General features: G+C 68.3%; 22 protein-coding genes and 1 tRNA gene. 13 read left to right on the forward strand and 10 right to left on the reverse strand.

Translation table 11 applies throughout. The features are described from left to right. Nucleotides 1–488: 488 nt before the first annotated feature. The 5 genes from EBE87_RS19975 to EBE87_RS19995 all read left to right on the forward strand — a co-directional run bounded on the left by EBE87_RS19975 (nt 489) and on the right by EBE87_RS19995 (nt 6,658). Complete coding sequence (locus EBE87_RS19975) at nt 489–1,793, forward strand: NAD(P)/FAD-dependent oxidoreductase (RefSeq protein ID WP_233553255.1); 1,305 nt, start codon at nt 489–491, stop codon at nt 1,791–1,793. A 71-nt stretch (nt 1,794–1,864) separates the two neighbouring features. Continuing rightward, the gene (locus tag EBE87_RS19980) at nt 1,865–3,442 is read left to right on the forward strand and encodes an ABC transporter substrate-binding protein (RefSeq protein WP_120638763.1); all 1,578 of its coding nucleotides are present in this window, start codon (nt 1,865–1,867) and stop codon (nt 3,440–3,442) included. Next, nucleotides 3,439–3,963 carry a GNAT family N-acetyltransferase gene (locus EBE87_RS19985; protein ID WP_120638764.1) on the forward strand — a complete coding sequence of 175 codons (525 nt, stop codon included), beginning with the start codon at nt 3,439–3,441 and terminating at the stop codon, nt 3,961–3,963. Before EBE87_RS19980 ends, EBE87_RS19985 begins: the two co-directional genes overlap by 4 nt. Next, complete coding sequence (locus EBE87_RS19990; protein WP_120638765.1) at nt 3,960–5,774, forward strand: CocE/NonD family hydrolase; 1,815 nt, start codon at nt 3,960–3,962, stop codon at nt 5,772–5,774. Before EBE87_RS19985 ends, EBE87_RS19990 begins: the two co-directional genes overlap by 4 nt. 41 nt (nt 5,775–5,815) lie before the next feature. Beyond that, nucleotides 5,816–6,658, forward strand: a complete 843-nt coding sequence (locus EBE87_RS19995; protein ID WP_120638766.1) for a PhzF family phenazine biosynthesis protein — start codon at nt 5,816–5,818, stop codon at nt 6,656–6,658. 3 nt (nt 6,659–6,661) lie between these two features. Here the strand turns inward: EBE87_RS19995 and purU are convergent, their stop codons facing one another. After that, nucleotides 6,662–7,525: a formyltetrahydrofolate deformylase gene (purU, locus tag EBE87_RS20000; RefSeq protein ID WP_120638767.1), complete on the reverse strand. Its 864-nt coding sequence runs from the start codon at nt 7,523–7,525 to the stop codon at nt 6,662–6,664. A gap of 100 nt (nt 7,526–7,625) precedes the next feature. On the opposite strand from purU, the gene EBE87_RS20005 reads away from it, so the two are divergent. Next, nucleotides 7,626–8,831, forward strand: coding sequence for a BaiN/RdsA family NAD(P)/FAD-dependent oxidoreductase (locus EBE87_RS20005; RefSeq protein WP_120638768.1), 1,206 nt, complete (start codon nt 7,626–7,628; stop codon nt 8,829–8,831). On the opposite strand, the gene EBE87_RS20010 is transcribed toward EBE87_RS20005, so the two are convergent. Both EBE87_RS20010 and EBE87_RS20015 read right to left on the reverse strand, forming a co-directional pair. Then, complete coding sequence (locus EBE87_RS20010; RefSeq protein WP_120638769.1) at nt 8,832–11,135, reverse strand: mechanosensitive ion channel family protein; 2,304 nt, start codon at nt 11,133–11,135, stop codon at nt 8,832–8,834. It abuts the gene before it with no gap. A gap of 135 nt (nt 11,136–11,270) precedes the next feature. Beyond that, a complete protein-coding gene (locus EBE87_RS20015; RefSeq protein ID WP_120638770.1) occupies nt 11,271–12,413 on the reverse strand; it encodes a mechanosensitive ion channel family protein in 1,143 nt (380 codons plus the stop codon). A 586-nt stretch (nt 12,414–12,999) separates the two neighbouring features. Here EBE87_RS20015 and EBE87_RS20020 point away from each other — a divergent pair. From EBE87_RS20020 to EBE87_RS30350, 4 genes are all read left to right on the forward strand, one after another. Then, nucleotides 13,000–13,200, forward strand: coding sequence for a hypothetical protein (locus EBE87_RS20020; protein WP_120638771.1), 201 nt, complete (start codon nt 13,000–13,002; stop codon nt 13,198–13,200). A gap of 81 nt (nt 13,201–13,281) precedes the next feature. Beyond that, nucleotides 13,282–13,593 carry a hypothetical protein gene (locus tag EBE87_RS20025; RefSeq protein ID WP_120638772.1) on the forward strand — a complete coding sequence of 104 codons (312 nt, stop codon included), beginning with the start codon at nt 13,282–13,284 and terminating at the stop codon, nt 13,591–13,593. Next, nucleotides 13,590–13,949 (forward strand): hypothetical protein, encoded by a 360-nt coding sequence (locus EBE87_RS20030; protein WP_120638773.1) that lies wholly within the window; start codon nt 13,590–13,592, stop codon nt 13,947–13,949. The genes EBE87_RS20025 and EBE87_RS20030 overlap by 4 nt, the downstream gene beginning before the upstream one ends. Nucleotides 13,950–14,092: 143 nt before the next feature. Next, the gene (locus EBE87_RS30350) at nt 14,093–14,215 is read left to right on the forward strand and encodes a hypothetical protein (protein ID WP_267898267.1); all 123 of its coding nucleotides are present in this window, start codon (nt 14,093–14,095) and stop codon (nt 14,213–14,215) included. A 115-nt stretch (nt 14,216–14,330) separates the two neighbouring features. Here the strand turns inward: EBE87_RS30350 and EBE87_RS28700 are convergent, their stop codons facing one another. Then, complete coding sequence (locus EBE87_RS28700) at nt 14,331–14,693, reverse strand: hypothetical protein (RefSeq protein ID WP_147426082.1); 363 nt, start codon at nt 14,691–14,693, stop codon at nt 14,331–14,333. A 1,250-nt stretch (nt 14,694–15,943) separates the two neighbouring features. Here EBE87_RS28700 and EBE87_RS20035 point away from each other — a divergent pair. After that, the gene (locus EBE87_RS20035; protein ID WP_120638774.1) at nt 15,944–16,279 is read left to right on the forward strand and encodes a hypothetical protein; all 336 of its coding nucleotides are present in this window, start codon (nt 15,944–15,946) and stop codon (nt 16,277–16,279) included. 195 nt (nt 16,280–16,474) lie between these two features. On the opposite strand, the gene EBE87_RS20040 is transcribed toward EBE87_RS20035, so the two are convergent. The 6 genes from EBE87_RS20040 to EBE87_RS20065 form a co-directional block, all read right to left on the reverse strand. Beyond that, nucleotides 16,475–16,550 (reverse strand) — tRNA-Glu (locus tag EBE87_RS20040). Nucleotides 16,551–16,632: 82 nt separating this feature from the next. After that, nucleotides 16,633–18,429, reverse strand: coding sequence for a single-stranded-DNA-specific exonuclease RecJ (gene recJ, locus EBE87_RS20045; protein WP_120638775.1), 1,797 nt, complete (start codon nt 18,427–18,429; stop codon nt 16,633–16,635). Then, nucleotides 18,419–19,399: a class II fructose-bisphosphatase gene (gene glpX, locus EBE87_RS20050; RefSeq protein ID WP_120638776.1), complete on the reverse strand. Its 981-nt coding sequence runs from the start codon at nt 19,397–19,399 to the stop codon at nt 18,419–18,421. The genes recJ and glpX overlap by 11 nt, the downstream gene beginning before the upstream one ends. A gap of 40 nt (nt 19,400–19,439) precedes the next feature. After that, nucleotides 19,440–20,732 (reverse strand): homoserine dehydrogenase, encoded by a 1,293-nt coding sequence (locus tag EBE87_RS20055; RefSeq protein WP_120638777.1) that lies wholly within the window; start codon nt 20,730–20,732, stop codon nt 19,440–19,442. Then, the gene (locus EBE87_RS20060; protein ID WP_120638778.1) at nt 20,729–21,949 is read right to left on the reverse strand and encodes an LL-diaminopimelate aminotransferase; all 1,221 of its coding nucleotides are present in this window, start codon (nt 21,947–21,949) and stop codon (nt 20,729–20,731) included. The genes EBE87_RS20055 and EBE87_RS20060 overlap by 4 nt, the downstream gene beginning before the upstream one ends. A gap of 119 nt (nt 21,950–22,068) precedes the next feature. Continuing rightward, nucleotides 22,069–22,563: a hypothetical protein gene (locus EBE87_RS20065; RefSeq protein WP_122140108.1), complete on the reverse strand. Its 495-nt coding sequence runs from the start codon at nt 22,561–22,563 to the stop codon at nt 22,069–22,071. Nucleotides 22,564–22,821: 258 nt separating this feature from the next. On the opposite strand from EBE87_RS20065, the gene EBE87_RS20070 reads away from it, so the two are divergent. Beyond that, nucleotides 22,822–24,654, forward strand: coding sequence for a PHA/PHB synthase family protein (locus tag EBE87_RS20070; protein ID WP_120641092.1), 1,833 nt, complete (start codon nt 22,822–22,824; stop codon nt 24,652–24,654). A gap of 72 nt (nt 24,655–24,726) precedes the next feature. After that, a complete protein-coding gene (locus EBE87_RS20075) occupies nt 24,727–25,698 on the forward strand; it encodes a Bug family tripartite tricarboxylate transporter substrate binding protein (RefSeq protein WP_120641093.1) in 972 nt (323 codons plus the stop codon).

A 25,698-nucleotide genomic window follows, 5' to 3' on the forward strand; every position in this document is an offset into this window, starting at 1 on the left:
CCATCGGCATAGGTGGTCTTGACGTCCAGCTGGACCGCCATCTCCACGCCACCCACCAGAGCCTTGAGACCAGACCCGGCGGGCAATTCCCCCTGGGAAAAAACTTGGCCGAAGGTAGTCACGCCGCTTTCCAATGTAGCGGCGCCGGCATTCTCAAGAGAGAGCGTAATTTTCATATTTCTCACAATAACTACGCGAGATACAGAAGGTCCAAATCAACCTAGAGCACTGCATCTCGCTGTCTTCGACTCCATCCCGAAACAAAAGATTCCAGGACGACTCGGCTAATTCCCCTCTTTCACTCCACTTCGTGGGGGTTTCGATCCCACAGATCAAATAGAATTGCAAATCTAAGTTCGAACGACATGAGGTGTGAAGCCATTATTACCCGGGGCAAAAGCACAAGCTTCGCCATCGCATTGCAGCTTCGCAACAAAGCATCGCCTGCTCTGTTTGCCCCTCGATGAGACCGGCAGGAGGCATGCGGAATGCAGATGAAGGAGATCGTGGTCGTAGGGGGCGGCGCTGGCGGACTGCATCTGGCAACCAAGCTGGGGCGGCTGGTACGGCGCAGGGGCCTGGCCCGCATCACCCTCATCGACCGCTCTTACAGCCACGTCTGGAAGCCACTGCTGCACGAGGTCGCCGCCGGCACGCTGGACACGGGCGTGGAGCAGGTCGGATTCGTGCCGCAGGCCAGCCGCAACGGCTTCCGCTACTGGCCAGGCGACATGACCGGGCTGGACCGGGCCGCCAAACGCATCCGCCTCGCCCCGCTGCTGGACCGCCAGGGGCAGGAAATCCTGCCGGAGCGGGACGTGCCGTATGATATTTTGGTCATGGTTGTGGGCAGCACCGCCAATGACTTCGGCATCCCCGGCGTGCTGGAACATGCCCGCTTCATCGACAGCAGGGCGCAGGCCGAGGCTTTCAACGCGGCGTTGCGGGCCGAGGTGATCCGCTGCATTGCGGGGCCGGAGAACGCAACGCTGGACATCGCCATCGTCGGGGCCGGCGCCACGGGCGTGGAGCTTTCGGCCGAGTTGAACACGGCCCTGGACCTCGCCACCGGCTATGGCCTGCCGAACCTCCGCAAGCGCCTGCGGCTGACGCTGGTGGAAACCGCGCCGCGAATCCTGGGCGCCCTGCCGGAACGCGTCTCCGCCTCATCTCAGGCGGTGCTGGAGCGGGAGGGCGTGACGGTGCTGACCAATGCCCAGGTTTCCGCGGTGGAGGCGGACGCACTGGTGCTGAAGGATGGCCGCCGCATCCCAGCGGTGCTGAAGGTCTGGGCCGCCGGCATCAAGGCCCCCGCCTTCCTGCGGGAGCTGGATGGGCTGGAAGTGGCGCGCAACAACCAGCTCATCGTCCGCCCAACGCTGCAGACCACCCTGGACGATTCGATCTACGCCCTGGGCGACTGCGCCTCCATGACCCCGCCCGGCGCCGAGCGGCCGCTGCCCGCCACCGCCCAGGTGGCGCATCAGGAAGCGCCGCACCTGGCCAAGAGCCTCGCCGGGGTGCTGGAAGGGCGCGAGCCCCTGCCCTTCACCTACCGCGACCAGGGCGCCCTGGTGGCGCTGGGCCGCTACGACGCCTTTGGCAGCCTGGGCCGGCGCGGGCTGCTGGGGAAGCAGGGCGGGCTCTTCATCGAGGGCTGGTTCGCGCATCTCAGCTATGCCTCGCTCTACCGCCGCCACCAGTTGCGGCTGTTCGGCTTCTGGCGCTCGCTGCTCTACTGGATGGCGGACCTGCTGCGCCGGGCCAGCCGCCCCGGCGTGCGGCTGGAGTGACCCGCCGGCGGCTTCCACATTGGCACCAATCCGTCTAGCGTGACCGCCTCCCGCTGCGAGGCTCCGCCCCCATGCGCCTTCCCGCCCTGCTGCTCGCCGGCCTGCTGGCCAGCACCGCGCTGACATCCGCCCGCGCCCAGCCGCGCGAGGAAGCGCGGGTGGGGCTGCAGACCGAGACGTCCTCCATCGACCCGCATTTCGCGCTGGTCGGTGCCAACCAGACGGTGGCGCAACATCTCTTCGACCCCATGCTGGGCTCCGACCGCAACCTGCGCCCGGTGCCCGGCCTGACCAGCTTCACCAACCCCGAGCCGGATCTCTGGGAATTCCGGGTGCGGGAGGGCGCGCGCTTCCAGGACGGCACGCCCGTCACGGCGCGGGACATCCTCTTCTCCCTGCAACGCATGCCCAAGGTGCCGAACAGCCCGGCACCCTTCATCCGCATGGCCGGCGCGGTGGTGGAGATGCAGGTGGTGGACGACAGCACCATCCGGCTGCGCTCGCGTGGGCCGGACCCCTCCGTCATCCTGAATGCCATGACGGCCTATGTGGTGCCGGAGCATGTGGCGAAGGACGCCACCACCGCCGATTTCAACGCCGGCCGCGCCGCCATCGGCTCCGGCCCCTGGCGCTTCCGCGAATGGCAGCCGGGCAGCCGCATCGCCCTGGAGCGCAACGACGATTACTGGGGCGAGAAGCCGGCCTTCGCCCGCGCCAGCCTGCGCCCGGTGGCCAATGACGCCGCGCGGCTGGCGGCGCTGCTGGCCGGGGACCTGGACCTGATCGACGCGGTGCCGCCGGGCGAGATCGTGCGGCTGCGCGGCAACAAGGCGGTGGGCATCTCCTCCGCCTCCTCCTCCCGCATGATCTATCTGGCGCTGGACCAGTCCGGCGACAGCACGCCCTTTGTCACTGGCAAGGATGGCAAGCCACTGCCACAGAACCCGCTGCGCGACGCGCGGGTGCGCCGGGCGCTGTCCATGGGCATCAACCGGCAGGCGATCGTGGAGCGCGTGCTCTCCGGCGCTTCCCGCCCCGCCGGGCAATTGGCGGTGGAAGGGCAGATCGGCTATGCGCCGGACCTCGCCGCGCCCGCCTTTGATGCCGAGGCCGCGAAGCGCCTGCTGGCCGAGGCCGGCTATCCGGACGGATTCCGCATCACGCTGCACTCGCCCAACAACCGCTACATCGAGGATGACAAGACATCCCAGGCCGTGGCGCAGTTCTGGACGCGCATCGGCATCGAGACACGGGTGGAGGTGATGCCCTCAAACGTCTTCTTCACCCGTGCCGGCAAGCGGGAATTCTCCGCCTTTCTGATCGGCTTCGGCCATACCACGGGCGATTCCTGGCTTGGGCTGTCCCAGGTGCTGCACAGCTTCGATCAGGCGAAGGGCCTGGGTGGCCTCAATCGCGGCCGCTATTCCAGTCCGCGCTTCGACAGGATGATCGACGAGGCCCGCACCGTGGCAGACCTCGACCAGCGCGGCGCCCTGCTGCGGCAGGCGCAGGAGGTCGCCTTCCGGGAGGAAGCCGGCATCATCCCGCTGCACGTGCCCAACAACACCTGGGCGCATCGCGCCGGCCTGTCCTACGAGGCCGGGCTGGATGAGAACACGCTGACGCAGCATCTTCGCCTCGCGCCATGAGCGAGCCGGCGATCCGCCTGCTATCGCCTACCGATGCCGCCGAATTCCGCAGGATCCGCCTGGAGGCTTTGCTGCGGCACCCCGAGGCCTTCGGCGCCAGCCATGCTGAGATGGTGCAGCGCGACGAAGCCTGTTTCGCCGCCATGCTGGCTGACAACACCATCTTCGGCGCGGAACTGGACGGCCGGCTGGTCGGCACCGCCGCCTTCTCTCTCCAACAGGGGGAAAAGGCGCGGCACAAGGCCGTCATGTGGGCCGTCTATGTCGAGGAGAGCCAGCGCGGGCAGCACCTGGGAGAGCGCCTGGTACAGGCGGTGATCGACCATGCCCGCCGCCATGCGCGCGTGCTGCAATGCGCCGTGGCGACGGAGAACCATCATGCCCGCAACATCTATCTCAGCCTCGGCTTCCGCCACTACGGCATTGAACGCCGCGCGCTGCGGGTCGGCGGCCGCTTTCTGGATGAGGACCTGCTGGACATCATGATCGACGACGCCGAAACCACGAAGGCCGCGCCATGAACCGCACCGAATACATGGTCCCTTGCCGCGATGGCGTACGGCTGGCCACCGATGTCTATCTGCCGGAAGGCGAAGGCCCCTTCCCCGTCATCCTGGAACGCACGCCCTACGGCAAGCGGGAGGCCTCACGCTCCGAACGCACGGCCGCCGACCCGCAGCCGGCGAAGCGCGAGACCGTCGCGGCATACTTCACCGCGCATGGCTATGCCGTGGTCTATCAGGATTGCCGCGGCCGCTGGGGCAGCGAGGGCGAATTCGTGAAGTACCTCGCGGATGGCGAGGACGGCTACGACTGCTGCGCCTGGATCGTGGCGCAGCCCTGGTGCGACGGCGGCATCGGCACCATGGGGCTGAGCTATGCCGCGCATACCCAGGCCAGCCTGGGTTGCCTCAACCCGCCGGGCCTGAAGGCGCAGGTGCTGGATTCCGGCGGCTTTTCCGATGCCTGGCAGGGCGGTATCCGGCGCGGCGGCGCCTTCGAGCTGAAGCAGGCCACCTGGGCCTTCAACCAGGGCCGGCTGGCGCCGGAAACCGTGGCCGACCCCATCCGCGCCGCCGCCTTCGCGGGGGAGGACCTGCATGCCTGGTTCGCCCGCTGGCCCTGGAAGCCCGGCCATTCCCCCGTGCGCCACGCGCCGGATTACGAGGACTACCTGTTCGAGCAATGGACCGAGGGCGCCTTTGGACCCTTCTGGCAGAAGCTGGGGATCTACGCGAAGGGCTGGCACGACCGCTATGCCGATGTGCCGATGGTCCACATGTCCTCCTGGTACGATCCCTATCCGCGCACGGCGGTGGAGAATTACACCGGGCTGCGCGATGCCGGGCGCGGGCGGCCTTCGCTGATCCTCGGCCCCTGGACGCATGGCAACCGCAGCCAGACCGATTTCGGCGAAGTGGATTTCGGCCCGGATGCGACGGTGGATTCCTGGGCCGGCGACTGGCGCGCCTTCCGCCTGCGCTTCTTCGACCGCTGGCTGCGTGGGGTCGAGAACGGCGCCGAGGATGACCCACGCGTGCGCGTCTTCGTCATGGGCGGTGGCTCCGGCCGCCGCAATGCCGCCGGCAAGCTGGAACATGGTGGCCACTGGCGCACGGCACCGGATTGGCCACTGCCCGGCACCCGCTTCCAGGATTTCCACCTGCATGGCGACGGCGCGCTGCGGCAGGCCACGCCACCGGCCGATGCGGTGCCGATCTCCTGGCTCTCCGACCCCGCGCATCCGGTGCCGACGGTGGGTGGCGCTATCACCTCCATGGAACCGCTGATCTCCGGCGGCCCCTATGACCAGCGGGAGCGCGAAGGCATGTTCGCCCATGCCGCGCCCTATCTGCCCCTGGCTTCCCGTCCCGATGTGGTGGTCTTCCAGACCGAACCGCTGGCGGAGGATGTCACCGTCATCGGCCCGGTGGTGGCGCATCTCTGGGTGGCCAGTGACGCGCCGGATACCGACATCACCGCCAAGCTGGTGGATGTCTATCCGCCCAGCACGGATGACCCGCATGGCTTCGTGATGAATGTCACCGAAGGCATCCTGCGCCTGCGCTACCGCGACGACCCGTCGCGCCCGAAGCTGCTGGAACCCGGCGTGCCGGTGCGGGTGACGGTGGAGCTGTTCCCCACCGCCAACCTCTTCAAGGCCGGCCACCGCCTCCGGCTGGACATCGCTTCCTCCGAATTTCCGCATTACGACATCAACCCGCAGACCGGGGAGCCCGAGGGCGCCTGGCGGCGGATGCGGGTGGCGGAGAACACGGTCTTCGTGGATGCGGCGCGGCCTTCGCGGCTGGTGCTGCCGCTGGCCGGTTAAGGCGGTAAGACTTCGGTCCCACAGCATCGGAACAGCCAGACATGCCGGATTTCGCCTTTCAGCAGGTGGATGTCTTTTCCTCCCGCCCCCTCAAGGGCAATCCGGTCGCGGTGGTGATCGGCGCCGATGGGCTGTCGGACGCCCAGATGGCTGCCTTCGCCAACTGGACCAACCTGAGCGAAACCACCTTCCTGCTGCGGCCGACCTCGCCAGAGGCCGATTACCGCCTGCGCATCTTCACGCCACAGAGCGAGCTGCCCTTCGCCGGCCACCCGACGCTCGGCAGTTGCCACGCCTGGCTGGCAGCCGGCGGCACGCCGCGTAGCGAGGAAATCGTGCAGGAATGCGCCGTCGGGCTGGTGCGCCTGCGGCGGGATGGCAGCCGCCTCGCTTTCCAGGCACCGCCGCTGCGCCGCTCCGGCCCGGTGGAACCGGCCCTGGTGGCGCGCATCGCCAGCGGCATCGGCGTGGCGCCGGAGCGGATCACGGCCTCCAACTGGGTGGATAACGGGCCCGGCTGGGTGGCGGTGATGCTGGGCTCGCGCGCCGAGGTGCTGGCGCTGCGGCCGGACTACCCGGCGCTGTCCGGCCTTCAGCTTGGCGTGGTGGCACCCTGGAACGCGGCCCAGGATGGCACCGGCGCGCAGTTCGAGGTGCGCGCCTTCTGCCCCGAGCTGGGCGTGCCGGAAGATCCCGTGACCGGCAGCCTCAATGCCGGGCTGGCGCAGTGGATGATTGGCAGCGGCCTTGCGCCCGCCTCTTACGTCGCCAGCCAGGGCACCGCGCTGGGGCGGGAGGGCCGCGTCCATGTCGAGCAGCGCGGCGACGGGATCTGGGTGGGTGGCGAGGCCGTCACCTGCATCGCCGGCCGCGTCACCCTCTGAGGTTCAGAACACCACGGTCTTGTTGCCGTTCAGGATGACGCGGTCATCCAGGAACAGGCCGATGGCCCGCGCCAGCACGCGCCGCTCGATGTCGCGGCCCTTGCGGATCAGGTCGTCGGGCGTGTCGGCATGGGTGATGCGCTCCACGTCCTGCTCGATGATCGGGCCTTCATCGAGGTCGGCGGTGACGAAATGCGCCGTGGCGCCGATCAGCTTCACGCCGCGCGCATGCGCCTGGTGATAGGGACGCGCGCCCTTGAAGCCCGGCAGGAAGGAATGGTGGATGTTGATGCAGCGGCCCGGCAACTTGGCCGCCAGCCCATCTGACAGCACCTGCATGTAGCGCGCCAGCACCATCAGGTCGGCGCCGCTCTGCTGGAACAGGCGCCACATCTCGGCCTCCTGCTCCATCTTGGTGGCGCGCGTCACCGGCAGGTGGTGGAAGGGGATGTCGTCGAAATCGAGATGCGCGTAGGTCTCGCGCGGGTGGTTGGCGATGATGCCGGCGATCTCCATCGGCATCTCGCCGGTGCGCCAGCGATAGAGCAGGTCCGCCAGGCAATGGTCGAACTTGGAGACCAGCAGCATGACGCGCCGCTTCACCGCGCGGTCCCGCAGAGTCCAGCCCATGCCGAAGCGCTCCGCCACGGCGCCGATCGCCTCGCGCAGCGCCTCTTCCGTCGTGGCGGGCACCATGTCGAAGACCACGCGCATGAAGAAGCGGTTGGTCGCGGCATCGTCGAACTGCTGCGCCTCGCGGATATCGCCGCCGGCCTCGAACAGCGCGCCGGCCACGGCGGCGACGATGCCGGGGCGGTTGGCGCAGTTCAGGGTCAGGACATAGGAGGCGTGCAGGGCTTCGGTCATCTCGCGTCTCGGCTCACTTGGCCGCCGGGGGTAGGCCCTGGCGGCAGCCATGCCAAGGCGCCAAATTCCGTAATCTGGTATTCCGGGGCATAAGGAGCCGGTGCAAACCGAACCTTCCTTCGCCGCCGTGCTCGGCGCCGGCCCCGCCGGGCTGATGGCGGCCGAGACCATCGCCGCCGCCGGCCACCCCGTGCGCGTCTTCGACCGCATGCCCTCCCCCGCCCGCAAGTTCCTGATGGCCGGGCGCGGCGGGCTGAACCTGACGCATTCCGAGCCGCTGGACGCCTTCCTGGCGCGCTATGCCGAGGCAGCCCCCCGGCTCGCCCCCGCCATCCGCGCCTTTCCGCCCGAGGCGCTGATCGCCTGGGCGGAGGAACTGGGGCAGGAGATGTTCACCGGCTCCTCCGGCCGGGTGTTTCCCCGCGCGCTGAAGGCCTCGCCGCTGCTGCGCGCCTGGCTGGCGCGGCTGGCCACTCAGGGCGTGACACTGCTGCCCCAGCATGAATGGCGGGGCTTCACCCCGGATGGCGCGCTGCGCCTGGGCACGCCGGGTGGCGAGGTGGCGCTGCGCCCGGCGGCGACGGTGCTGGCGCTGGGCGGTGCCTCCTGGCCGCGCCTCGGCGCCGATGGAAGCTGGGCGGGATTTCTGCCGGGGGTCGCGGTGGCGCCCTTCCGCCCATCCAACATGGGCTTCCGCATCCACTGGTCGGCGGTGTTCCGGGAGAAGTTCGAGGGCACGCCTCTCAAGCGCATCGCCCTGTCCTTCGCGGGACGCACGGTGCGGGGGGAAGCGGTGGTGACGGCGCGTGGCATCGAGGGCGGCGCGGTCTATGCCCTCTCGGCGCCGTTGCGGGAGGCCATCGCGCGCGATGGTGCCGCCACGCTGCTGCTGGACCTGCGGCCGGACCTGGATGCCACGACCCTGGCGCGGAAGCTGGACGAGCCCCGGCGGGGGCAGTCGCTCTCCACCTTTCTGCGGAAGGCGGCGGCCCTGCCGCCGGTGGCCATCGGGCTGGTGCAGGAGGCGCTGCATGCCGGCGCCACCGCCCCGCTTTCCGAACTGGTCAAAGCCCTGCCCCTGCGGCTGGAGGCGCCGGAGGGGCTGGAGCGCGCCATCTCCTCCGCCGGCGGCATCCGGCTGGAGGAGGTGGACGAGCAGTTCATGCTGCGCGCCCACCCTGGCCTCTTCGCCGCCGGCGAGATGCTGGACTGGGAGGCCCCCACCGGCGGCTATCTGCTGCAGGCCTGCTTCGCCACCGGCCGCGCCGCCGGTCTGGGCGTGGCGCGGTGGCTCGCGGGGCGCTGATCAGGCGCCGATATCGGCCTCCATCTCCTTCAGCGCGGGCGGCGGCGGCAGCACCAGGGAGGGACGCGGCGGGGTCAGCGGGATGCCTTCCTGGTCGAAGCGCTGCTTCAGCCGCAGGTTGAAGGCACGGCCCACGCCCCACTGCTTCAGCGCCCGCGTCTTCAGCCCACCCATGATGGTGATGCCATCCGGGGTGAACTGGTCCACACCCCAGATCTCCAGGCCCGTCAGCATGTCGGAGGAGAACTGCGGGTCTTCGCGTAGGCTCTGGCCGACCTCCTTCATCACCTCCATCACCCGGTCCAGGTTGGCGTCGTAGCCCACCACGACCTTGACCGTGTAGACACCGAGCCCGCGCGAGCGGTTCTTCAGCGCCTTGATCTGGCTGAAGGGGATGGTGTGCAGCGCGCCGTCGCCGTCGCGGATGCGCACGGTACGGATGGTCAGGCTTTCGACCGTGCCGTTGCGGTCGCCGGTGTCGATGGTGTCACCGATGGCGATCGTATCCTCGAACAGCATGAACAGGCCGGTGATCACGTCCTGCACCAGTTGCTGTGAGCCAAAGCCGAGGGCGACACCGAAGATCGACACACCACCCAGCAGCAGCGCGACATTGACGCCGAGATTGCTGAGGATGGAGATGACCGTCAGCACCACCAGCACCACGAAGGCGAAGTTGCGCAGCAGCGGCAGCAGCGTGCGCACGCGGGTGGAATGGTCCCGCGCCCGGGTGGTGTTCTCGCGCGGCAGCAGGGCGAAATCGACCGCCGTATCCACCGTGGCCCAGACCAGCCAGGCCACCAGCAGCACGGCGGCGATGGAGAGTATCGGCCGGACGATGGCCAGCCCGATGCCGCCACTGACCCAGGCCACGGCATCGACGCCCCAGATGCGCAGCCCCACCACCATGATCAGCAGCGTGGCGAGCACGCGCACCGCCTGCCGCGCCAGCCCGAGGTAGCGCCAGACCAGCCGCCGGGGCAGGCCGCCCTTGCCGTTGTGCAGCACCCCCGCCAGCCGCGCCAAGCCGCCGGAAACGGCATAGGCAATGGCCGAGATGACGACGAGGGCCCCGACCGTCAGCATCGCCCGGCCGATAAAGGAACCGCCGCCCACGCCGATGAGGCGGGAGATCAGATGGCCACCGACGATCAACAGGCCCAGCAGGTGCCAGTTGGCGGCCAGCCGCTCCACGATCAGCTTGTGCAGCTTGGTCTTCTCTTCCGCGTGCGCGGTATGCCGGCGGCTCAGCAGCCGCTGCACGCCACGGCGGCGGTAGAGGATGAAGAGGACCGCCACGACGCCCAGCGTCAGGTCGATCAGGAAGGTCAGGACAGCCGCGACGTCCCAGCCCAGGGTCCAGCGCAGTTCCGGCGCCCGCAGCATGGTGCTGGTGACGGAGAGCGTGGCCAGGGCACCGATCCAGGGCATGATGCGCCGCTCGGCATAGGCCACCATGTGCCAGCCGCGCAGCGGGCCCAGCAGAAAGAGCAGCGGCCCGCCCAGGCGCAACACCAGGCTGCCCACCAGGAAGGGCACCGCCACCGCCAGGAAGAGCCGGGCGCTGTCGCCCGAGCGCGGCAGGATGGCAGGCCAGGCCAGCATCAGCACCGCGGCCGGCACCCAGGGTACGAGGCGGCGGGCGGCATCCAGCCCGGCATTGCGCCAGAGCCGCTGCCGCCGGTCCGCCCGGAAGCGGGCCCCCTGCGGCAGCGGCCGCAGCCAGGGCAGCATGCGCAGGCCATAGAGCAGCACCAGACCCAGGCCCCAGCCCGTGCTGGCCCAGAGCAGGAAGCCCAGGGCATTGCCGGAGGTGAAAGCATTGCTCAGCCGCGTCTCGGCCTGACCGGCGGCGGCGCTGATGCGTGCGGGGATCGAGCCATCGGTGACCTGCTCCCGCACGGTCTTGCCGACATCCGTCAGCCCGACCGCCACCGCGCCCAGCAGGCCGCCCTCGGGCGGCACTTCCTCGACCGGCTTGGCATCGGCATCGGCCTTGCCCGGGGTGGTGGTGGTGGTGGTGCCGGCGGTATCCGGCGGCGTGGCCGCGGGGGCGGTGCCGCCGCTGGCGGCTGCGCCGCGCGCCGCGAGGCTGGAGCGCAGTTTCTCCAGGTCAGCCACAAAGGCGGCACGGCTGGTATCGTTCCGCAGCGTCGCCAGGATGCCGTCCAGTGCCGCTACCGGGTCCGGCGCGGCGGGTGGGGGCGTTGTCTCAGGCGCCGGGGCGGCCGCACCGGCTGGTGCCGTCTGCGCCAGGGCGGGCGCGGGGCTGACCAGTCCACCAGCCAGCGATAACAGCAGCAACCAGGACGCAATCAACAAGGAACGGGCGTGACCGGGCACGAGGCCTCCTTCTGCAATGCCGGAGCGGCTTTTATCACATCCTGCGGCAGGCATGGATAAGCGAGGCCCAACCCTCCCCCGCGCCTGGGTGGCAGCTCAGAGGACCCTTTCGGCCGCACCGGCGCGCCGCAACTCCATTCCCTCGCCGGGCCGGCTGTCCAGCTGGCTGTCGATCTCGGCGCGGCCGCGCGGCAGGGCCCAAGGGTATTCGGCCTGCAGGAAGGCGATCATCTTCTCCCGCACCTCGCAGCGAAGGTCGAAGGTGCGGCCGGCATTGCTGGCGCTGACCAGCATGCGGATCTCCATGGTGTCCGGGCGCAGGTTCGTCACCTGCATATTGACCACCCGGCGGTCCCAGAGGGGCGAGGCGCGCGCGATCTCCTCCAGCTTCGCCCGCATGGCGGTGACGGGGGCGGTGTAGTCCACATAGATCAGCGCGGTGCCGATCAGGCTGGCGCCCTCGCGCGTCCAGTTCTGGAAGGGCTTCTCGATGAAGTAGCTGAGCGGCAGCACCATGCGGCGCCAGTCCCACAGCCGCACCACCACATAGGTGGAGGTGATCTCCTCCACATTGCCCCACTCGCCTTCCACAATCACCGCATCTTCCAGCCTAATGGGCTGAGTGACGGCGAGCTGCACGCCGGCGACGAGGTTCTTCAGCACCGGCTGCAAGGCAAGGCCGAGCACGATACCGGCGGCGCCGGCCGAGGCCAGCAGCGAGACGCCGTATTGCCGCACCCCATCGAAGGTCATCAAAGCGGCGGAAGCGGTGATCAGCACGATCAGGATGCCAGCCACCCGCTGCAGGATGCGCGACTGCGTGGTGTGCTTGCGGGCGAGGAGGTTGTCCTCGGAATCCAGCTTGAAGCGGCGCAGGTAGATGGTGGTCCAGATATGCAGCACCGTCAGCGCCACCCAGCCCACCAGGGCGATGAAGCAGACCTGCAGCACGTGACGGATCACCTCCGCCTGGCCCAACGTGAGCGGCGAGATGGCGGCGCCGAAGCCCAGGCAGACAATGATCAGCGCCAGCCGGATCGGCCCTTCCGTGCGCTGCACCAGGGAGCGCCAGAAGAGGTCGCGGCTGCTGACCACGCGCGTGGCCAGGCGGAACAGGAAACGATGGGCCATGATGGCCACGCCGATGGCGGCCGCCACTACCAGCAGGCTGACCACCCAGTCCGGCAGCCAGTAGAGCGATGTGACCGCCCGGCGCGCGGCAATGGCAATATTGTCCATGGCTTTTCCCCCTCTGTTTGCCTGGCACCTCCCGTTGCGGGGGTTAATGCGTCAGGCATGGGGATGTTGCACGGCAAGATGCCAGTTATCTTGAAGAAATATTCACGACAAGCCTAGCGGTTCAGCAATAACTCTCTCGTGTAAGATTTAATTATCTTTGCTTCGTGGGGACAGGATTGAGACCAAAGAAAAACATCGGCCTGATACACTATCTTACAATAAACGAATTCTCTGTCTCATCTATGGGTGCATTTACGTGGGCTGCTCCAGCAACGGCAGAACCGGCCTCATGGCCCCTGTTCGCAGCCATCCCCATGAGAAAGGCCTTCTCCCGGCGCTTCAGCCAGTACCGCCATGGCACCAGTGGAAACGGCCAGGAAGATCCTGGAGAACGCTGCCGCATCAGCACTCCCTTGCTACCGGCCACGGCTGCGAGCAGCAAACCGCCTCCGGTAAGCAGCCACGCTTCGCGGGGTGGCGCGGGAGGCATGGCGAGTGGCCTTCGGCATCCGTGGCCTGCCCCAGCAGCGGCAACCGTGGGTCGCCGCATCGCATTGGGTCAGGAAGACATTCATGGAGGCCTGCCGTGCTGAATCCCCTCGCCCAGATGCCGATCCCGCCTGATCGCCCGCCGGAGCCGATGCCCCCGATCCCGCCGGCGCCGCCGGGTCCCGACCTGCCTGATATCCCGGTGGACGACCCGCCGGGTCCGCTCGGGCCCAACCCGGACGAGAACGACACCCCGCCCATCGGCGAGCCGCCGGCGGAGCCCCCGATGCGGATGTAACGGGCTACGAGGGCGGCCTGGCCGCCCGTACGCAATTTGTTCTTGTTCGTCCTTTGTTCATGTCTGTATAAACGGCGGGTCATGTCATCCGCCGTCCTCGCCTTGCCCTGGGAGAGCCTGCTGGAGACCAGCCTGTCCAGGCTCCTGGGACGAGGCGTGGCCGCGCGCTGCCAGGATCTCTCCTGCTCCCCCCGCCGGCTCATCCCGGCGCAGGCGATCCTTCTGGTGCAGGGCGATGTGCCGCTGGCGCGCAGCTTTCCCCGGCTGCGCGGCTCTGCCTGCGGCGACATGGCGGGCAAGACAGTGCCGCAACACGCCCCGCCGGGCGGCACTGTCTTGCGCCTGCCCACCCGACCATCCCTTCCCCCGGTCTTCCCCCAGGATTTGCCATGAACGAGAGCATGACCCTCCGGCCCGTGCTCGGCCGGCCCATCATGGTTGATGCGAGCCAGGCCGCCCTGGCCCGCATCGCGGAACTGATCGGCGGCGGCGGCTCGCCGGAGCGTGTGGCGCGCGAGGTCGAGACCATCATCACCGCCTGGCGAATGGAAGCGATCCGCGCGCCGGAGGAGGTGCGGGAGCGGCTGGCCGCCTGCTGCGACCACCTTGGCGCCGGAGTGGCCTCGGCCCGCCGGCAGGTGGAGAGCAGCGACGCCCATGATGGCGCCGCGCTGCGCCACCAGGCACGCTCCCTCGCGGCTATGATCGCGGCGCGGGACACCATGAGCAGCGCCTACGACGTCATCTGACGCGGCACCGCCACCAGGGCTTTCGTTCATTCAGTCTGCGCCACGGCCACGAGTGGAAGGTTACCGAAGGCAATCCTGTGTCGCGCAGCGGAACCACATCCCCGGCCTCGTGTTGTTCAGGTGCAGCACGGAAAGGAAGCAGGATGGACGATCAGAAGAACACGCCCGACAAGGGCGAGAAGAACCAGCCGGCGGAGAAGCCCGTCGACCAGAAGACGCAAGAGGAAGCCGCGAAGGAGCGGAAGGAGACAGGCGGGTACCAATAGCCGGCAGCGAAACGGCCGGGCCGCACCATGGCGGCCCGGCCAACTGGCCTGCGGATCAAGACCGATGTGCCGGCCCTTGGTTCAGGCTTTGCCCATGGCAGGAGGCAGCGGCTTCTCAGCCGCCGGAAGTGCCCCCGGCCTGTCCGCTGGAATTGCCGCTGCCCTGCGCGCCGGCGGCGCCGCCGCCCTGACCGCCGGAGCCGCCCGTTCCCTGCCCGCCGGAACCAGATCCACCCTGCCCTGTCTGCCCGCCCCGGCCTTCGCCGCTGCCCTGGGTCCGGCCCGGAGAGGCAGGAGCGGCGTTGCTGTAGTTCGGGCTGTTGGAGGGCGAAGAAATGCTCGGCGTCGGTGAGGACGCCGACATCGACGTTCCATCGGCGCAAGCCGAAAGCGCCAGCGCCGACAGAATGGCGGTCGCGTAAATGCCCTTCATGGTGCCGTTATTCCTTCCGTGGATGTGGTAGCCCTTGGCTAACATCCCGAAACAGAGCGGAGTTGCCGTACACGGCAACAAACAGCCTGGACAAGGCTTCGACATCAGAAGCCCATCCTCGCCGGCACGGCTTGGCATGCCGTGCGGGCCAATGTCACCGGTAGCATAGGTGGTCTAATCCCTCGTCATAGCGCCCGTGATTTCCGTGCATATCCGGTACTGTCCAGGCCGTTGAAAGCAGGCACATCAGAACGTAAGAAGAACATTGACTCTTTAAGACACAGTGCGTGACTTGACGGGCACCGCCCCGAATATGCCATATTCGCCGCTCACTAATTTGCGAGTTAGTTCATGGACGTGGAATTCTGGGTCCGTATGTGGCGTGGTCAGGCTGCCAGCCTTCTGCATTACGAAGGTGAGACGGCGATCGTGTATGTGGCAGGAGAGGAACTTACTCTCCCGAAGGACACCTGGATGTCTCTGCCGCTCTACGAGAACAACTGGGCCGCAGCGGCGTAACGGCCGAACAAGACATTCCTCGCCGGCGATAGTAAGCACTTCCGGAGCCTTCCAGGAGCCCGGGGATGACGAATTGGTTGCCTGCTCATCCCTGCGTGGTGTTGTTGAATAAGCCATGGGCGCGCCGAGGCTTTAAAGCAAACGGCGTGACCCAGGGATAGGACGCAGCCGGCCAGCACTCATCGCCCTGAAAGCGCGCCGATTACGCGGTGCAGTCTTCCTATTCCCATCCTCGCCGCCTTGTTCATAGCCCTGCGCCACTCGCATTCGGCAGGACGCTCAAATTCATCACGCTGCCAGCGGGGGCTCATCCCTCTCTGCTCCCGCTGACAGCGACCATGGCCAACCTCCGAACATACTCATAAGCAAGCCTCTAAAGGCAGTGGCGCTTACAGACAGCGGCCTTGCTACGCGCTGCTCCGCGCCTATGACTCCGGTTCAGCGCAGATTCAGCATCATGGAAAAGGCTTTGTGCGTCACGAGAAGGTCGCCGTGGCTGACTTGATTGTTCGCCATCAAAGTCCAATCGGATGAAGCGCACTAACGAAGTCAATTCAGAAGCTGCTCGAAGGAGCACCCGCAATATCATCCTGGGTTCGCTCAACGCTGTTACCGCTCAACACAGCACCACATGACGATGAAGGCCGGCATCGATCTGCTGTCGGGTAAGCATAGCCATCTAAGTGTTTCACTCGCTCCTCGCGTAAAAGTTTCTTCCTGCACGGTCGCGGTACACGTCAAAGTTGCGAAGTCGCAACAGATGCTTATCATCAGTCATGCAAAACGTAGATCTTGATGCAGTACAGAAGCTGCTGACCGGCCGAACGTCGCGAGAGATCGCGATGATCATGACGACCTTCGAAGCGGACGTGATCAGGCTGGTTCGGGAGATGGCATACGCCACCACGGCAAAGGATGAACTCCGCTATCGCAGAGCCGCCCGTGCTTTGACTGCCGTCGCGGGCAACCTGGGCGCCACGCATCTGGAGATGCTGATCCAGCACTCCGAGGATATTCCCTATGGCGAAATCATGGGTCGGATAAGAGCTGTCGCACAGATCACGATCAGCGAACTCAAGCTGTTCTCGGGCGGCGCGCTGGCGAGATACTGAGCCGGAACCTGATGCAGAGGTGGGAGCAGAGCGCATCAGAACGACTGGCGACCACTGCCCAGCTATGAGCGGCGATCCAGCAACAAAACCGGCAGAATAAGTGCTTCTGGGAGACTACCAGGCCGGCGTTGCCGAACCCAATCAAGGCTCGACAACCGACCATCCGGCCTGCTCAACGACCTTCCCTCCGGAAGGTGGCATCCCCAACGGGATTCGAACCCGTGTTACCAACGTGAAAGGCTGGTGTCCTAGGCCTCTAGACGATGGGGACAAGGCCGGTGCCCACTCTTGCGTGGGCGGCGGGTTACTAACCTGCCGAGCCGCCTTCGTCTAGCCCCTGCGTAGCCAGTTTTTCATGCCGCTCGCGCGGCATCCTGCACATGCAGGCTTGCTGAGACGTCGCCGTTCCAGCGCTCGGCCCGCAGGGCACCACAGAGATGCACGGGGGCGCCGCCGCTGTTCAGCAACAGCTCCGCCAGCGGTCCTTCCTTGGCGCGGAAGCAGATGGCCTTCATGCGCCCGCCGCCCTCGCCTTGGACAAAGGCGCGCACGGTGCCACCTTCCCGCCCCACCCGGTCCGCGCGCGAGATCCGCACGCGCGGGAAGACGAAAGCGGGTTCCTCGTTGCCAGGGCCGAAGGGGCCGAGGCGCCCCACCTGCTCGGCCAGATCCGGCGTCGCGGCGGCCACCATCAAGGTGGCGTCCAGCACCAGGTCGGCGGCGCCGGGCAATGCGGAAGCATGGGACAGGCGCTCGGCCAGGAAGGCCTGCACCTCGGCCTGCCGCTCGATGCGGAAGGAGAAGCCGGCGGCCATGGCATGTCCACCGCCGGTCTCCAGCAGCCCGGACTGACGCGCGGCGATCACGGCGCTGCCCAGGTCCACCCCAGGCACCGAACGGCCGGAGCCCTTGGCCAAGCCATCCGCCACGCCCGCGACGCAGGCGGGGCGGTTGAAGCGTTCCTTGACGCGCCCCGCCACGATGCCCACCACGCCAGGGTGCCAGCCCTCGCCCGCGATCAGCAGCACCGGGTGGCCCTCCGCATGCTGCCGCTCGGCCTCGGCGAAGGCAGAGGCCAGGACCTCGCTTTCCACCTCCTGGCGGCGGCGGTTCACGGCATCCAGGCGCTCGGCCATCTCGCGCGCCTCGATCGGGTCGTCGCAGGTCAGCAGGCGGACGCCCAGGTCCGGCTCGCCAATGCGGCCGGAAGCATTGATGCGCGGCCCCAGCAGGAAGCCCAGCGTATAGGCGGAAGGCGCGTCCTTGGCCTGCGCCACTTCCAGCAGGGCGGCGATGCCGGCACGGTCGCCCCGCGCCATGATCTTCAGCCCCTGCGCCACGAAGGCGCGGTTGAGCCCGGTCAGCGGCATCACGTCGCAGACGGTGGCCAGCGCCACCAGGTCCAGCAGCTCCCTCAGGTCGGGCTCCTTGCTGGCGGCGAAATGGCCGGATTTGCGCAGGGTGCGCAGCGTGGCCACGGCGGCCATGAAGGCCACGGCGGCGGCGCAGAGATGCCGCAGGCCGGAGCCGCAATCGAGCCGATTGGGATTCACGGCGGCGGCCACCACCGGCACCGCGCCCTCGGCCTTGTGGTGGTCCAGCACCACCACGTCGGCGCGGCCCTGGGCGGCTTCCAGCGCCGCATGGGCGGCGATGCCGCAATCGACGCAGACGATCAGCGTCGCGCCCTCGGCGCAAAGCGCCGCGATGGCGGTGGGGTTGGGGCCGTAGCCTTCCTTCAGGCGGTCCGGCACATAGGCCCGCACCTTGCAGCCCAGCCCACGCAGGAAGCGCAGCATCAGGGCGGCGGAACAGGCGCCATCCACGTCATAGTCGCCGAAGACCGCCACCTGCTCCCCGGTGCGGATGGCATGGGCCAGCCGGTCGGCGGCGGCGTCCATGTCCACCAGGGTGGAGGGGTCGGGCATCAGCGCCCGCAGGGTGGGTTCCAGGAAGTCCTGCGCCTGCTCGATACCGACGCCGCGCGCGGAAAGGAGCTGCCCCAGCAGTTCCGGCAAGGCCAGGCGCTGGGCAATGGCCAAGCCGACGCGCTGGTCCGCCTGCCGCCAGACCCAGCGCCGCCCGGTGACGCTGCGGTCGACGCCGAGAACCGGCGCCGCCGCATCGGGCGTGAGGAAATCAGCCGACAAAGGCGCTCGGCTTCAGGGCGAAGTTGTGGTGCGCCTCGATGTAGCGCACCGTCCCGGTCTTGCTGCGCATGATGATGGAATGGGTATAGGCCGCCTGGGCGGTGCGGCGAACACCCTTCAGCATCGGGCCGGTGGTGACGCCGGTGGCGGCGAACATCACGTCGCCCCTGGCCATGTCCTCCACCGAGAAGATCTTGTTGGGGTCGGTGATGCCCATCTCGCGCGCGCGGGCGATCTGGCTGTCATCCTCATACATCAGCCGGCCCTGCATCTGGCCGCCGATGCAGCGCAGCGCGGCGGCCGCCAGCACGCCTTCCGGCGCACCGCCGGAGCCAAGGTAAAGATCCACGCCCGCTTCCGGCTGCGACACAGCGATGACGCCGGCCACGTCGCCATCCGGGATCAGCATGATGCGGGCGCCGGCGGCGCGGCAGGCCTCGATGATCTGCTTGTGGCGGTCGCGGCCCAGGGTGCAGACCACCAGGTCGTTGATCTCGCACTTCTTGGCCCGCGCCAGTTCCCGCAGGTTCTCGGCCGGGCTGGCATCCAGGTGCACCAGGCCCGCCGGCAGGCCGGGGCCCACCGCGATCTTGTCCATGTAGATGTCGGGCGCGTGCAGGAAGCCGCCATGCTCGGCCACCGCCAGCGTTGCGATGCTGTTCGGCCCGCCGGTGGCGCAGATATTGGTGCCTTCCAGCGGGTCCACGGCGATATCGACCTTGGGGCCGCCGAGGCCGATCTTCTCGCCGATATAGAGCATCGGCGCCTCGTCCATCTCGCCCTCGCCGATCACCACCGTGCCTTCGATGTCGATGGTGTCGAAAGCCTTGCGCATGGCATCCACGGCGGCGCCGTCGGCGGCATTCTTGTCCCCGCGCCCGATCCAGCGGCTGGCGGCCAGGGCCGCGGCCTCCGTCACGCGCACGAGTTCGAGGGCAAGGTTGCGGTCGACGGGGACGGGATCACGCATGGAAAGGCTCCTGTTCAGGCTTGAGCGTGGCTAACGGTGGTCAGAGCGATTCGATGCGAATCAGCGCCGGAGGTTCCAGCACCGAATCGAGCGCCGCGATGCGCGCCAGCGCACCACGCATCGAAGCCTCCTGGCAATCATGGGTCGTCAGCACGATCGGCACTGCCTCGCCCGGCGAACGGCCGCGCTGGATCATGGATTCCAGACTGATGCTGTGGTCGCGCAGCACGCCGGTGATCTCGGCCACCACGCCCGGGCGGTCCAGCACCATCAGGCGCAGGTAATAGGCGCCGGTATGCTGGTCCATCGGCACGGCGGGGGTGTTGGACAGCGCGGCGGCGCTGGCGCCCCAGACCGGCGTGGCGCGGTTGCGCGCGATGTCGATCAGGTCCGCCACTACGGCGCTGGCGGTGGGGCCGGCGCCGGCGCCGCGCCCTTCCAGCACCACGCGGCCGACGAAATCGCCTTCCGCCACCACAGCGTTGTAGACGCCATCCACCACCGCGATGGGATGGCTCACCGGCACCATACAGGGATGCACGCGGGTGGAGATGCCGCCATCCACCGCCTGGGCGATGCCCAGCAGCTTGATGCGGTAGCCCAGTTCCTCGGCCAGCTTGATGTCGAGCGCGGTGACGTTGCGGATGCCCTCCACATGCACGGCGGAGAAATCCACTGGCCGGCCGAAGGCGAGCGCCGCCAGGATGGCCAGCTTATGCGCGGCATCGACGCCGTCGATGTCGAAGGAAGGGTCGGCCTCGGCGTAGCCCAGCTTCTGGGCCTCGGCCAGCACATCGGCGAATTCGCGGCCCTGGTCCCGCATGCAGGTCAGGATGTAGTTGCAGGTGCCGTTCAGGATGCCGGTGACGCGGGCGATGTTGTTGGCCGCCAGCCCTTCCCGCAGCCCCTTGATGGCGGGGATGCCGCCGGCCACGGCGGCCTCGAAGGCCAGGGTGACGCCAGCGGTATCGGCCTTCTCGGCCAGGGCGCCGCCATGCAGCGCCAGCAGCGCCTTGTTGGCGGTGACCACCGGCTTGCCAGCGGCCAGCGCCGCTTCCACCAGCCCCTTGGCGGGGCCGTCGGAACCGCCGATCAGTTCCACCACCACATCGACCTTGTCGTCACCGGCCAGGGCGACGGGGTCCTCGTACCAGCGCAGCCCGTCCAGCGGCACGCCACGGTCGCGGGAGCGGTCGCGCGCCGCCACCGCCGTCACGGCGATGGGGCGGCCCGCGCGGGCGGCGATGATCCCGGCATTGTCACGCAGCAGCTTCAACACGCCCGCGCCGACCGTACCCAGGCCGGCAACACCAATAGCAAGCGGACGCGTCATGCTTTCACTCCCTCGGCGGCCTCGATGGCGGGGCCGGCATTGTCACCTTGCAGAAAACCACGGATGCCGCGCAGCGCCTGGCGGATGCGCTGCGTGTTCTCCACCATGGCGATGCGCACATGCGTGTCGCCGTGCTCGCCGAAGCCAAGGCCCGGCGCCACCGCCACCTTGGCGCGCGCCAGCAGCAGCTTGGAGAATTCGACGCTGCCGAGGCCCCGGAAGCGCTCCGGGATCTCGGCCCAGACGAACATGCCGGCTTCCGGCACCGGCACGTCCCAGCCGGCCTGCTTCAGGCCCTTGACCAGCACGTCGCGGCGCTCGCGGTACAGCTTGCGCATCTCCTCGATGCAGTCCTGCGGCCCGTTCAGCGCGGCGACGGAGGCCACCTGGATCGGCGTGAAGGCGCCGTAGTCCAGGTAGGACTTCACCCGCGTCAGCGCCGCGATCAGCTTCGGGTTGCCGGCAGCGAAGCCCATGCGCCAGCCCGCCATGTTGTAGGTCTTGGACATGGAGGTGAATTCCACCGCCACGTCCTTGGCCCCCGGTACCTGCAGGATCGAGGGCGGCACGCGGTCGCCGTAATACAACTCGGCATAAGCGAGGTCGGAGAGGATGTAGATCTCGTGCTTCTTCGCGAAGGCGACCAGCTCGCGGTAGAAGTCGAGGTCGGCCATCAGGCCCGTCGGGTTGGACGGGAAGTTCACGATCAGCGCGGTGGGCTTGGGCACCGAATGGCGCACGGCGCGGTCCAGCGCCTCCAGCATCGCCTCATCCGGCGTATGCGGGATGGAACGCACCGAAGCGCCCGCGATGATGAAGCCGAACTGGTGGATGGGGTAGCTGGGGTTCGGCACCAGGATGGTGTCGCCCGGCGAGGAAATGGCCGAGGCCAGATTGGCCAGCCCTTCCTTGGAGCCGAGGGTGGCGACCACCTCATTCTCCGGGTTCAGCTCTACGCCGAAACGACGCTGGTAATAGCCCGCCAGCGCCCGCCGGAGCCCGGGAATGCCCTTGGAGGCGGAATAGCCATGGGTATCCGGGTTCTGCACCGCCTCGATCAGCTTGGCCACGATATGCGGCGGCGTCGGGCTGTCCGGGTTGCCCATGCCGAGGTCCACGATGTCCTCGGCAGCCGCCCGCGCCTTGGCCTTGGCCTGGTTCACCTCCGCGAAGACGTAAGGCGGCAGGCGGCGGATGCGGTGGAATTCCTCAGTCATGGCACGGCGGTCCAGAGATCTCGTTATGCAAAGGGGCGTAGAGCAGATCGCGGCGCGAGGAAACCGGCGCTTTGGCCGGAGTCCCGCGCTTCTTGCGCCCCAGCTTTACGCCCTGGCGGCTAGAGGCTCGGCGCCGGGGGCGGCGGGGCCAGCATTTCCGCCGGTGGCGGCGCCGGGGCCTGGCCGGGGTCGGCCGGCACGGCATTGGGCGCAGCGGGCTCGCCCGGAGTCTCGCGCCCCGGGGCCGGCAGCGGCAGCTCGGTGCCCGGGGCAATGCGCGGCGCGGCGGCCAGGCGCGGCGGCGGCGGCGGATTGGCCGGGACGGAACTGTCGGCGCCGGCGGGCAGCGGCGGCACCGGGGCGCCGGGCGTCGCCGGCGTCTCGGACTGCTCGCGCAGGTCGGCCAGGGCGCGGGTCAGTTCCTCGCGCGCCGAGGCGGCGCCGCGTGCCGGGGCCGGCGGCACCGTGGCGAGATTGGGATAGCCATCGGAATCCAGCCCCGGCGGCCGGGTCCGGCCTTCCAGCGGATCGTTGGTGATGGCGCTGAAGAATTCGAGCGGCCCCTCGCCCGAGCCGATGCAGCCGGAGAGCGGCAGGACAAGCGATCCTGCCATGAGCAGGCGCAGGGCGGCTTGATACCCCCTGCCCCGGCCACTACCGTTCAATCCGCTGTTGTCCCGTCCCGCGTACCGGCCCATGGACCACCTCTCCCGACCTGAGGCAGAGGGTTACCCCGAAATCCGGTCCGGGCGAAAGACCGGCAGCACGGCCAGGGGGCATCCCCTGCCGCGACCAAGACAGGGAAGAGCGTCCGCGGCCCCTGGCCTGCGGCCGAATGAGACAGCGCGGCACGCGCGGAAGGCAGGAGAACCATGGCCAAGGACGCGAAGACGCCGCAGAAGCCCGGCAGCCCCGAGGCCTTCCGCCTGCCGGACCCGGAGGTGGTGTCCCGCACCATGGCCGATGTGGCGGAGCGTGGGCACCGCATCGTCACCGAATTCCTGAACCGCCAGACCCTTTCGGCCAGCCAGGATGGCGCGCCGGGGCCGGACCCGCTGCACCTGGGCTCCGCCTTCCTGGACATGACGGCGCGGCTGATGGCCAACCCGGCGCGGCTGATGCAGGCGCAGCTCGGTTTCTGGCAGGACTACCTGACGCTGTGGCAGAACACCGCCCGGCGGATGTGGGGCGAGGAGGTGCAGCCCGTCATCGCCGAGGACAGCAAGGACCGCCGCTTCAAGGACGAGGCCTGGCGGGACAACGAGGTCTTCGACTTCATCAAGCAGTCCTACCTGCTCTCCGCCCGCTACTTCACCAATGTCGTCCATGCGGCGGAGGACCTGGAGCCCAAGACAGCGCAGAAGGTGGATTTCTATACGCGCCAGTTCGTGGACGCGATGAGCCCGTCGAACTTCCTGATGACCAATCCGGAAGTGCTGCGCAAGACCGCCGAGACGGGTGGCGAGAACCTGCTGCGCGGCTTGCAGAACCTGCTGTCGGACCTGGAGCGCGGCAAGGGCAAGCTGAAGATCCGCATGACGGACGACAGCAAGTTCACCATCGGGGAGAATATCGCCGTCTCCCCCGGCAAGGTGGTGTTCCAGAACGACCTGATGCAGCTGATCCAGTACAGCCCGGCGACGGAGCAGGTTCTGAAGCGGCCGCTGCTGATCGTCCCGCCCTGGATCAACAAGTTCTACATCCTGGACCTGCGCCCCAAGAACAGCTTCGTCCGCTGGGCGGTGGCGCAGGGGCACACGGTCTTCATGATCTCCTGGGTCAATCCGGACGAGGCGCTGGCCGAGAAGTCCTTCGAGGACTACATGCTCGAAGGCCCCTATGCCGCCCTGGAGGCGATCGAGAAGGCGACGGGCGAGAAATCCGTCAATGCCATCGGCTATTGCCTCGGCGGCACGCTGCTCGCGGCCACGCTGGCGCGGATGGCGGCAAGGCGCGAGAACCGCATCAAATCCGCCACCTTCTTCACCACCATGGTGGATTTCGAGGAAGCCGGCGAGCTCAGCGTCTTCATCGACGAGGAGCAGCTGCGTGCCCTGGAAGGTCGCATGAGCAAGCGCGGCTTCCTGGAAGGCCGCGAGATGGCCACCACCTTCAACATGCTGCGGGCCAATGACCTGATCTGGTCCTTCGTGGTGCAGAACTACCTGCTGGGGCAGGAAGCCTTCCCCTTCGACCTGCTCTACTGGAACGACGACAGCACCCGCATGCCGGCGGCCATGCACAGCTTCTACCTGCGCCGCATGTACCAGCAGAACGACCTGGTGAAGCCCGGCGCCATCGAGCTGGGCGGCACGGCCCTGGACCTGCGCAAGATCAAGGTGCCGACCTACATCCTCTCGACGCGCGAGGATCACATCGCGCCCTGGAAGAGCACCTACCGCGCCACGCAGATCTATGGCGGCCCCATCCGCTTCGTGCTGGCGGCCTCCGGCCATATCGCGGGGGTGGCGAACCCGCCGGAATCCGGCAAGTACAGCCACTGGGTCGCGGAAAGCCTGCCGCCCTCCCCCGAGGAGTGGTTTGCCAGCGCCACGGAACTCGCCGGCTCCTGGTGGCCGGACTGGCACCGCTGGGTCTCGGCGCTGGACAAGGCCAAGGTGCCGGCGCGCGAGCCCGGCGCGGGTGGGCTGCCGGCCATCGAGGACGCGCCGGGCAGCTACGTGAAGGTCATGGCCAGCGACTAAGGCCGCTACCCACCCCAGGCGTGCTGCGGCATGCTTCCCTGGCAAACAACAAGAATCGCCGGAGGAAAAGCCATGATCCGACGCCGTGGGCTGCTGGGCGGCCTGCTCGCCCTGCCATCTGCTGCCGCCCTTGCCCAGGGCAGCGGCTGGCCGGACCGGCCGGTCCGCCTGATCGTCCCCTTCCCGCCCGCCGGCTCCACCGACGTGCTCAGCCGCATCCTGGCGGAAGGGCTGCAACGCAGGCTGGGCCAGCCGATCGTGGTGGAGAACCGGCCGGGCGCCGGGGGCAATATCGGCATGGATGCCGTCGCCAAGGCCGCGCCGGATGGCTACACCTTCGGCTCCGCCACCATCGGCCAGTTCTCCATCAACCAGTTCCTCTACAGCAGCATGCCCTGGGAGATGGACCGGGACTTCGCGCCGGTGTCCCTGACCTGGGACCTGCCGAATGCCGTGGTGATACCGGCGCAACTGCCGGTGCGGGACCTCGCCGGCTTCATCGCCTGGGCCAAGGCCAAGCGGGGCGGCATCTCCTTCGGCTCCCCCGGCGTCGGCACCACGCCGCATCTCTCGGGCGAGATCTTCCGCAGCCGCCTGGGGCTGGAAGCGCAGCACGTGCCCTTCCGCGGCGCGGCCCAGACCATCCCGGCCATGCTGTCGGGGGATGTGGACGTGGCCATCGACAACCTGCCTTCCTACGCCTCCATCATCCAGGCGGGGCAGTTGCGGGCGCTGGCGGTGACCAGCGCCACCCGCTGGCCCACCATGCCCGACGTGCCGACCATGGCCGAGGCGGGGGTGCCGGATTTCGTCATCACCTCCTGGGGCGGCTTTGTCGCGCCGAAGGGGACGCCACGGGCGGCGGTGGAGGGCATGAATGCCGCGCTGCGGGCGGTGACGCAGGATGAGGCGGTGCAGCAGCGCTTCCTGCAAGCCGGCGCCAAGGCCCTGTGGTCCACGCCCGAGGCGCTGACGGAGCGCAGCCACAAGGAACGCCCGATGTGGCAGGAGGCCGTGCGGATCTCCGGCGCCCGGGCCGACTGA

This window comes from Teichococcus wenyumeiae (genome assembly GCF_003696345.1).
GTDB lineage: Bacteria > Pseudomonadota > Alphaproteobacteria > Acetobacterales > Acetobacteraceae > Pseudoroseomonas > Pseudoroseomonas wenyumeiae.

Excerpts from the sequence above, each read along its gene's own strand:
- glpX (WP_120638776.1), bottom strand. The coding sequence starts at position 19,399 with ATGCGTGATCCCGTCCCCGTCGACCGCAACCTTGCCCTCGAACTCGTG.
- purU (WP_120638767.1), bottom strand. The coding sequence starts at position 7,525 with ATGACCGAAGCCCTGCACGCCTCCTATGTCCTGACCCTGAACTGCGCC.
- EBE87_RS28700 (WP_147426082.1), bottom strand. The coding sequence starts at position 14,693 with ATGTTAGCCAAGGGCTACCACATCCACGGAAGGAATAACGGCACCATG.
- EBE87_RS30350 (WP_267898267.1), top strand. The coding sequence starts at position 14,093 with ATGGACGATCAGAAGAACACGCCCGACAAGGGCGAGAAGAACCAGCCG.
- EBE87_RS19975 (WP_233553255.1), top strand. The coding sequence starts at position 489 with ATGCAGATGAAGGAGATCGTGGTCGTAGGGGGCGGCGCTGGCGGACTG.
- EBE87_RS19990 (WP_120638765.1), top strand. The coding sequence starts at position 3,960 with ATGAACCGCACCGAATACATGGTCCCTTGCCGCGATGGCGTACGGCTG.
- EBE87_RS20035 (WP_120638774.1), top strand. The coding sequence starts at position 15,944 with ATGCAAAACGTAGATCTTGATGCAGTACAGAAGCTGCTGACCGGCCGA.
- EBE87_RS19995 (WP_120638766.1), top strand. The coding sequence starts at position 5,816 with ATGCCGGATTTCGCCTTTCAGCAGGTGGATGTCTTTTCCTCCCGCCCC.
- EBE87_RS20065 (WP_122140108.1), bottom strand. The coding sequence starts at position 22,563 with ATGGCAGGATCGCTTGTCCTGCCGCTCTCCGGCTGCATCGGCTCGGGC.
- EBE87_RS19980 (WP_120638763.1), top strand. The coding sequence starts at position 1,865 with ATGCGCCTTCCCGCCCTGCTGCTCGCCGGCCTGCTGGCCAGCACCGCG.
- EBE87_RS20075 (WP_120641093.1), top strand. The coding sequence starts at position 24,727 with ATGATCCGACGCCGTGGGCTGCTGGGCGGCCTGCTCGCCCTGCCATCT.
- EBE87_RS20060 (WP_120638778.1), bottom strand. The coding sequence starts at position 21,949 with ATGACTGAGGAATTCCACCGCATCCGCCGCCTGCCGCCTTACGTCTTC.
- EBE87_RS19985 (WP_120638764.1), top strand. The coding sequence starts at position 3,439 with ATGAGCGAGCCGGCGATCCGCCTGCTATCGCCTACCGATGCCGCCGAA.
- EBE87_RS20070 (WP_120641092.1), top strand. The coding sequence starts at position 22,822 with ATGGCCAAGGACGCGAAGACGCCGCAGAAGCCCGGCAGCCCCGAGGCC.
- EBE87_RS20025 (WP_120638772.1), top strand. The coding sequence starts at position 13,282 with ATGTCATCCGCCGTCCTCGCCTTGCCCTGGGAGAGCCTGCTGGAGACC.
- EBE87_RS20030 (WP_120638773.1), top strand. The coding sequence starts at position 13,590 with ATGAACGAGAGCATGACCCTCCGGCCCGTGCTCGGCCGGCCCATCATG.
- EBE87_RS20055 (WP_120638777.1), bottom strand. The coding sequence starts at position 20,732 with ATGACGCGTCCGCTTGCTATTGGTGTTGCCGGCCTGGGTACGGTCGGC.
- EBE87_RS20015 (WP_120638770.1), bottom strand. The coding sequence starts at position 12,413 with ATGGACAATATTGCCATTGCCGCGCGCCGGGCGGTCACATCGCTCTAC.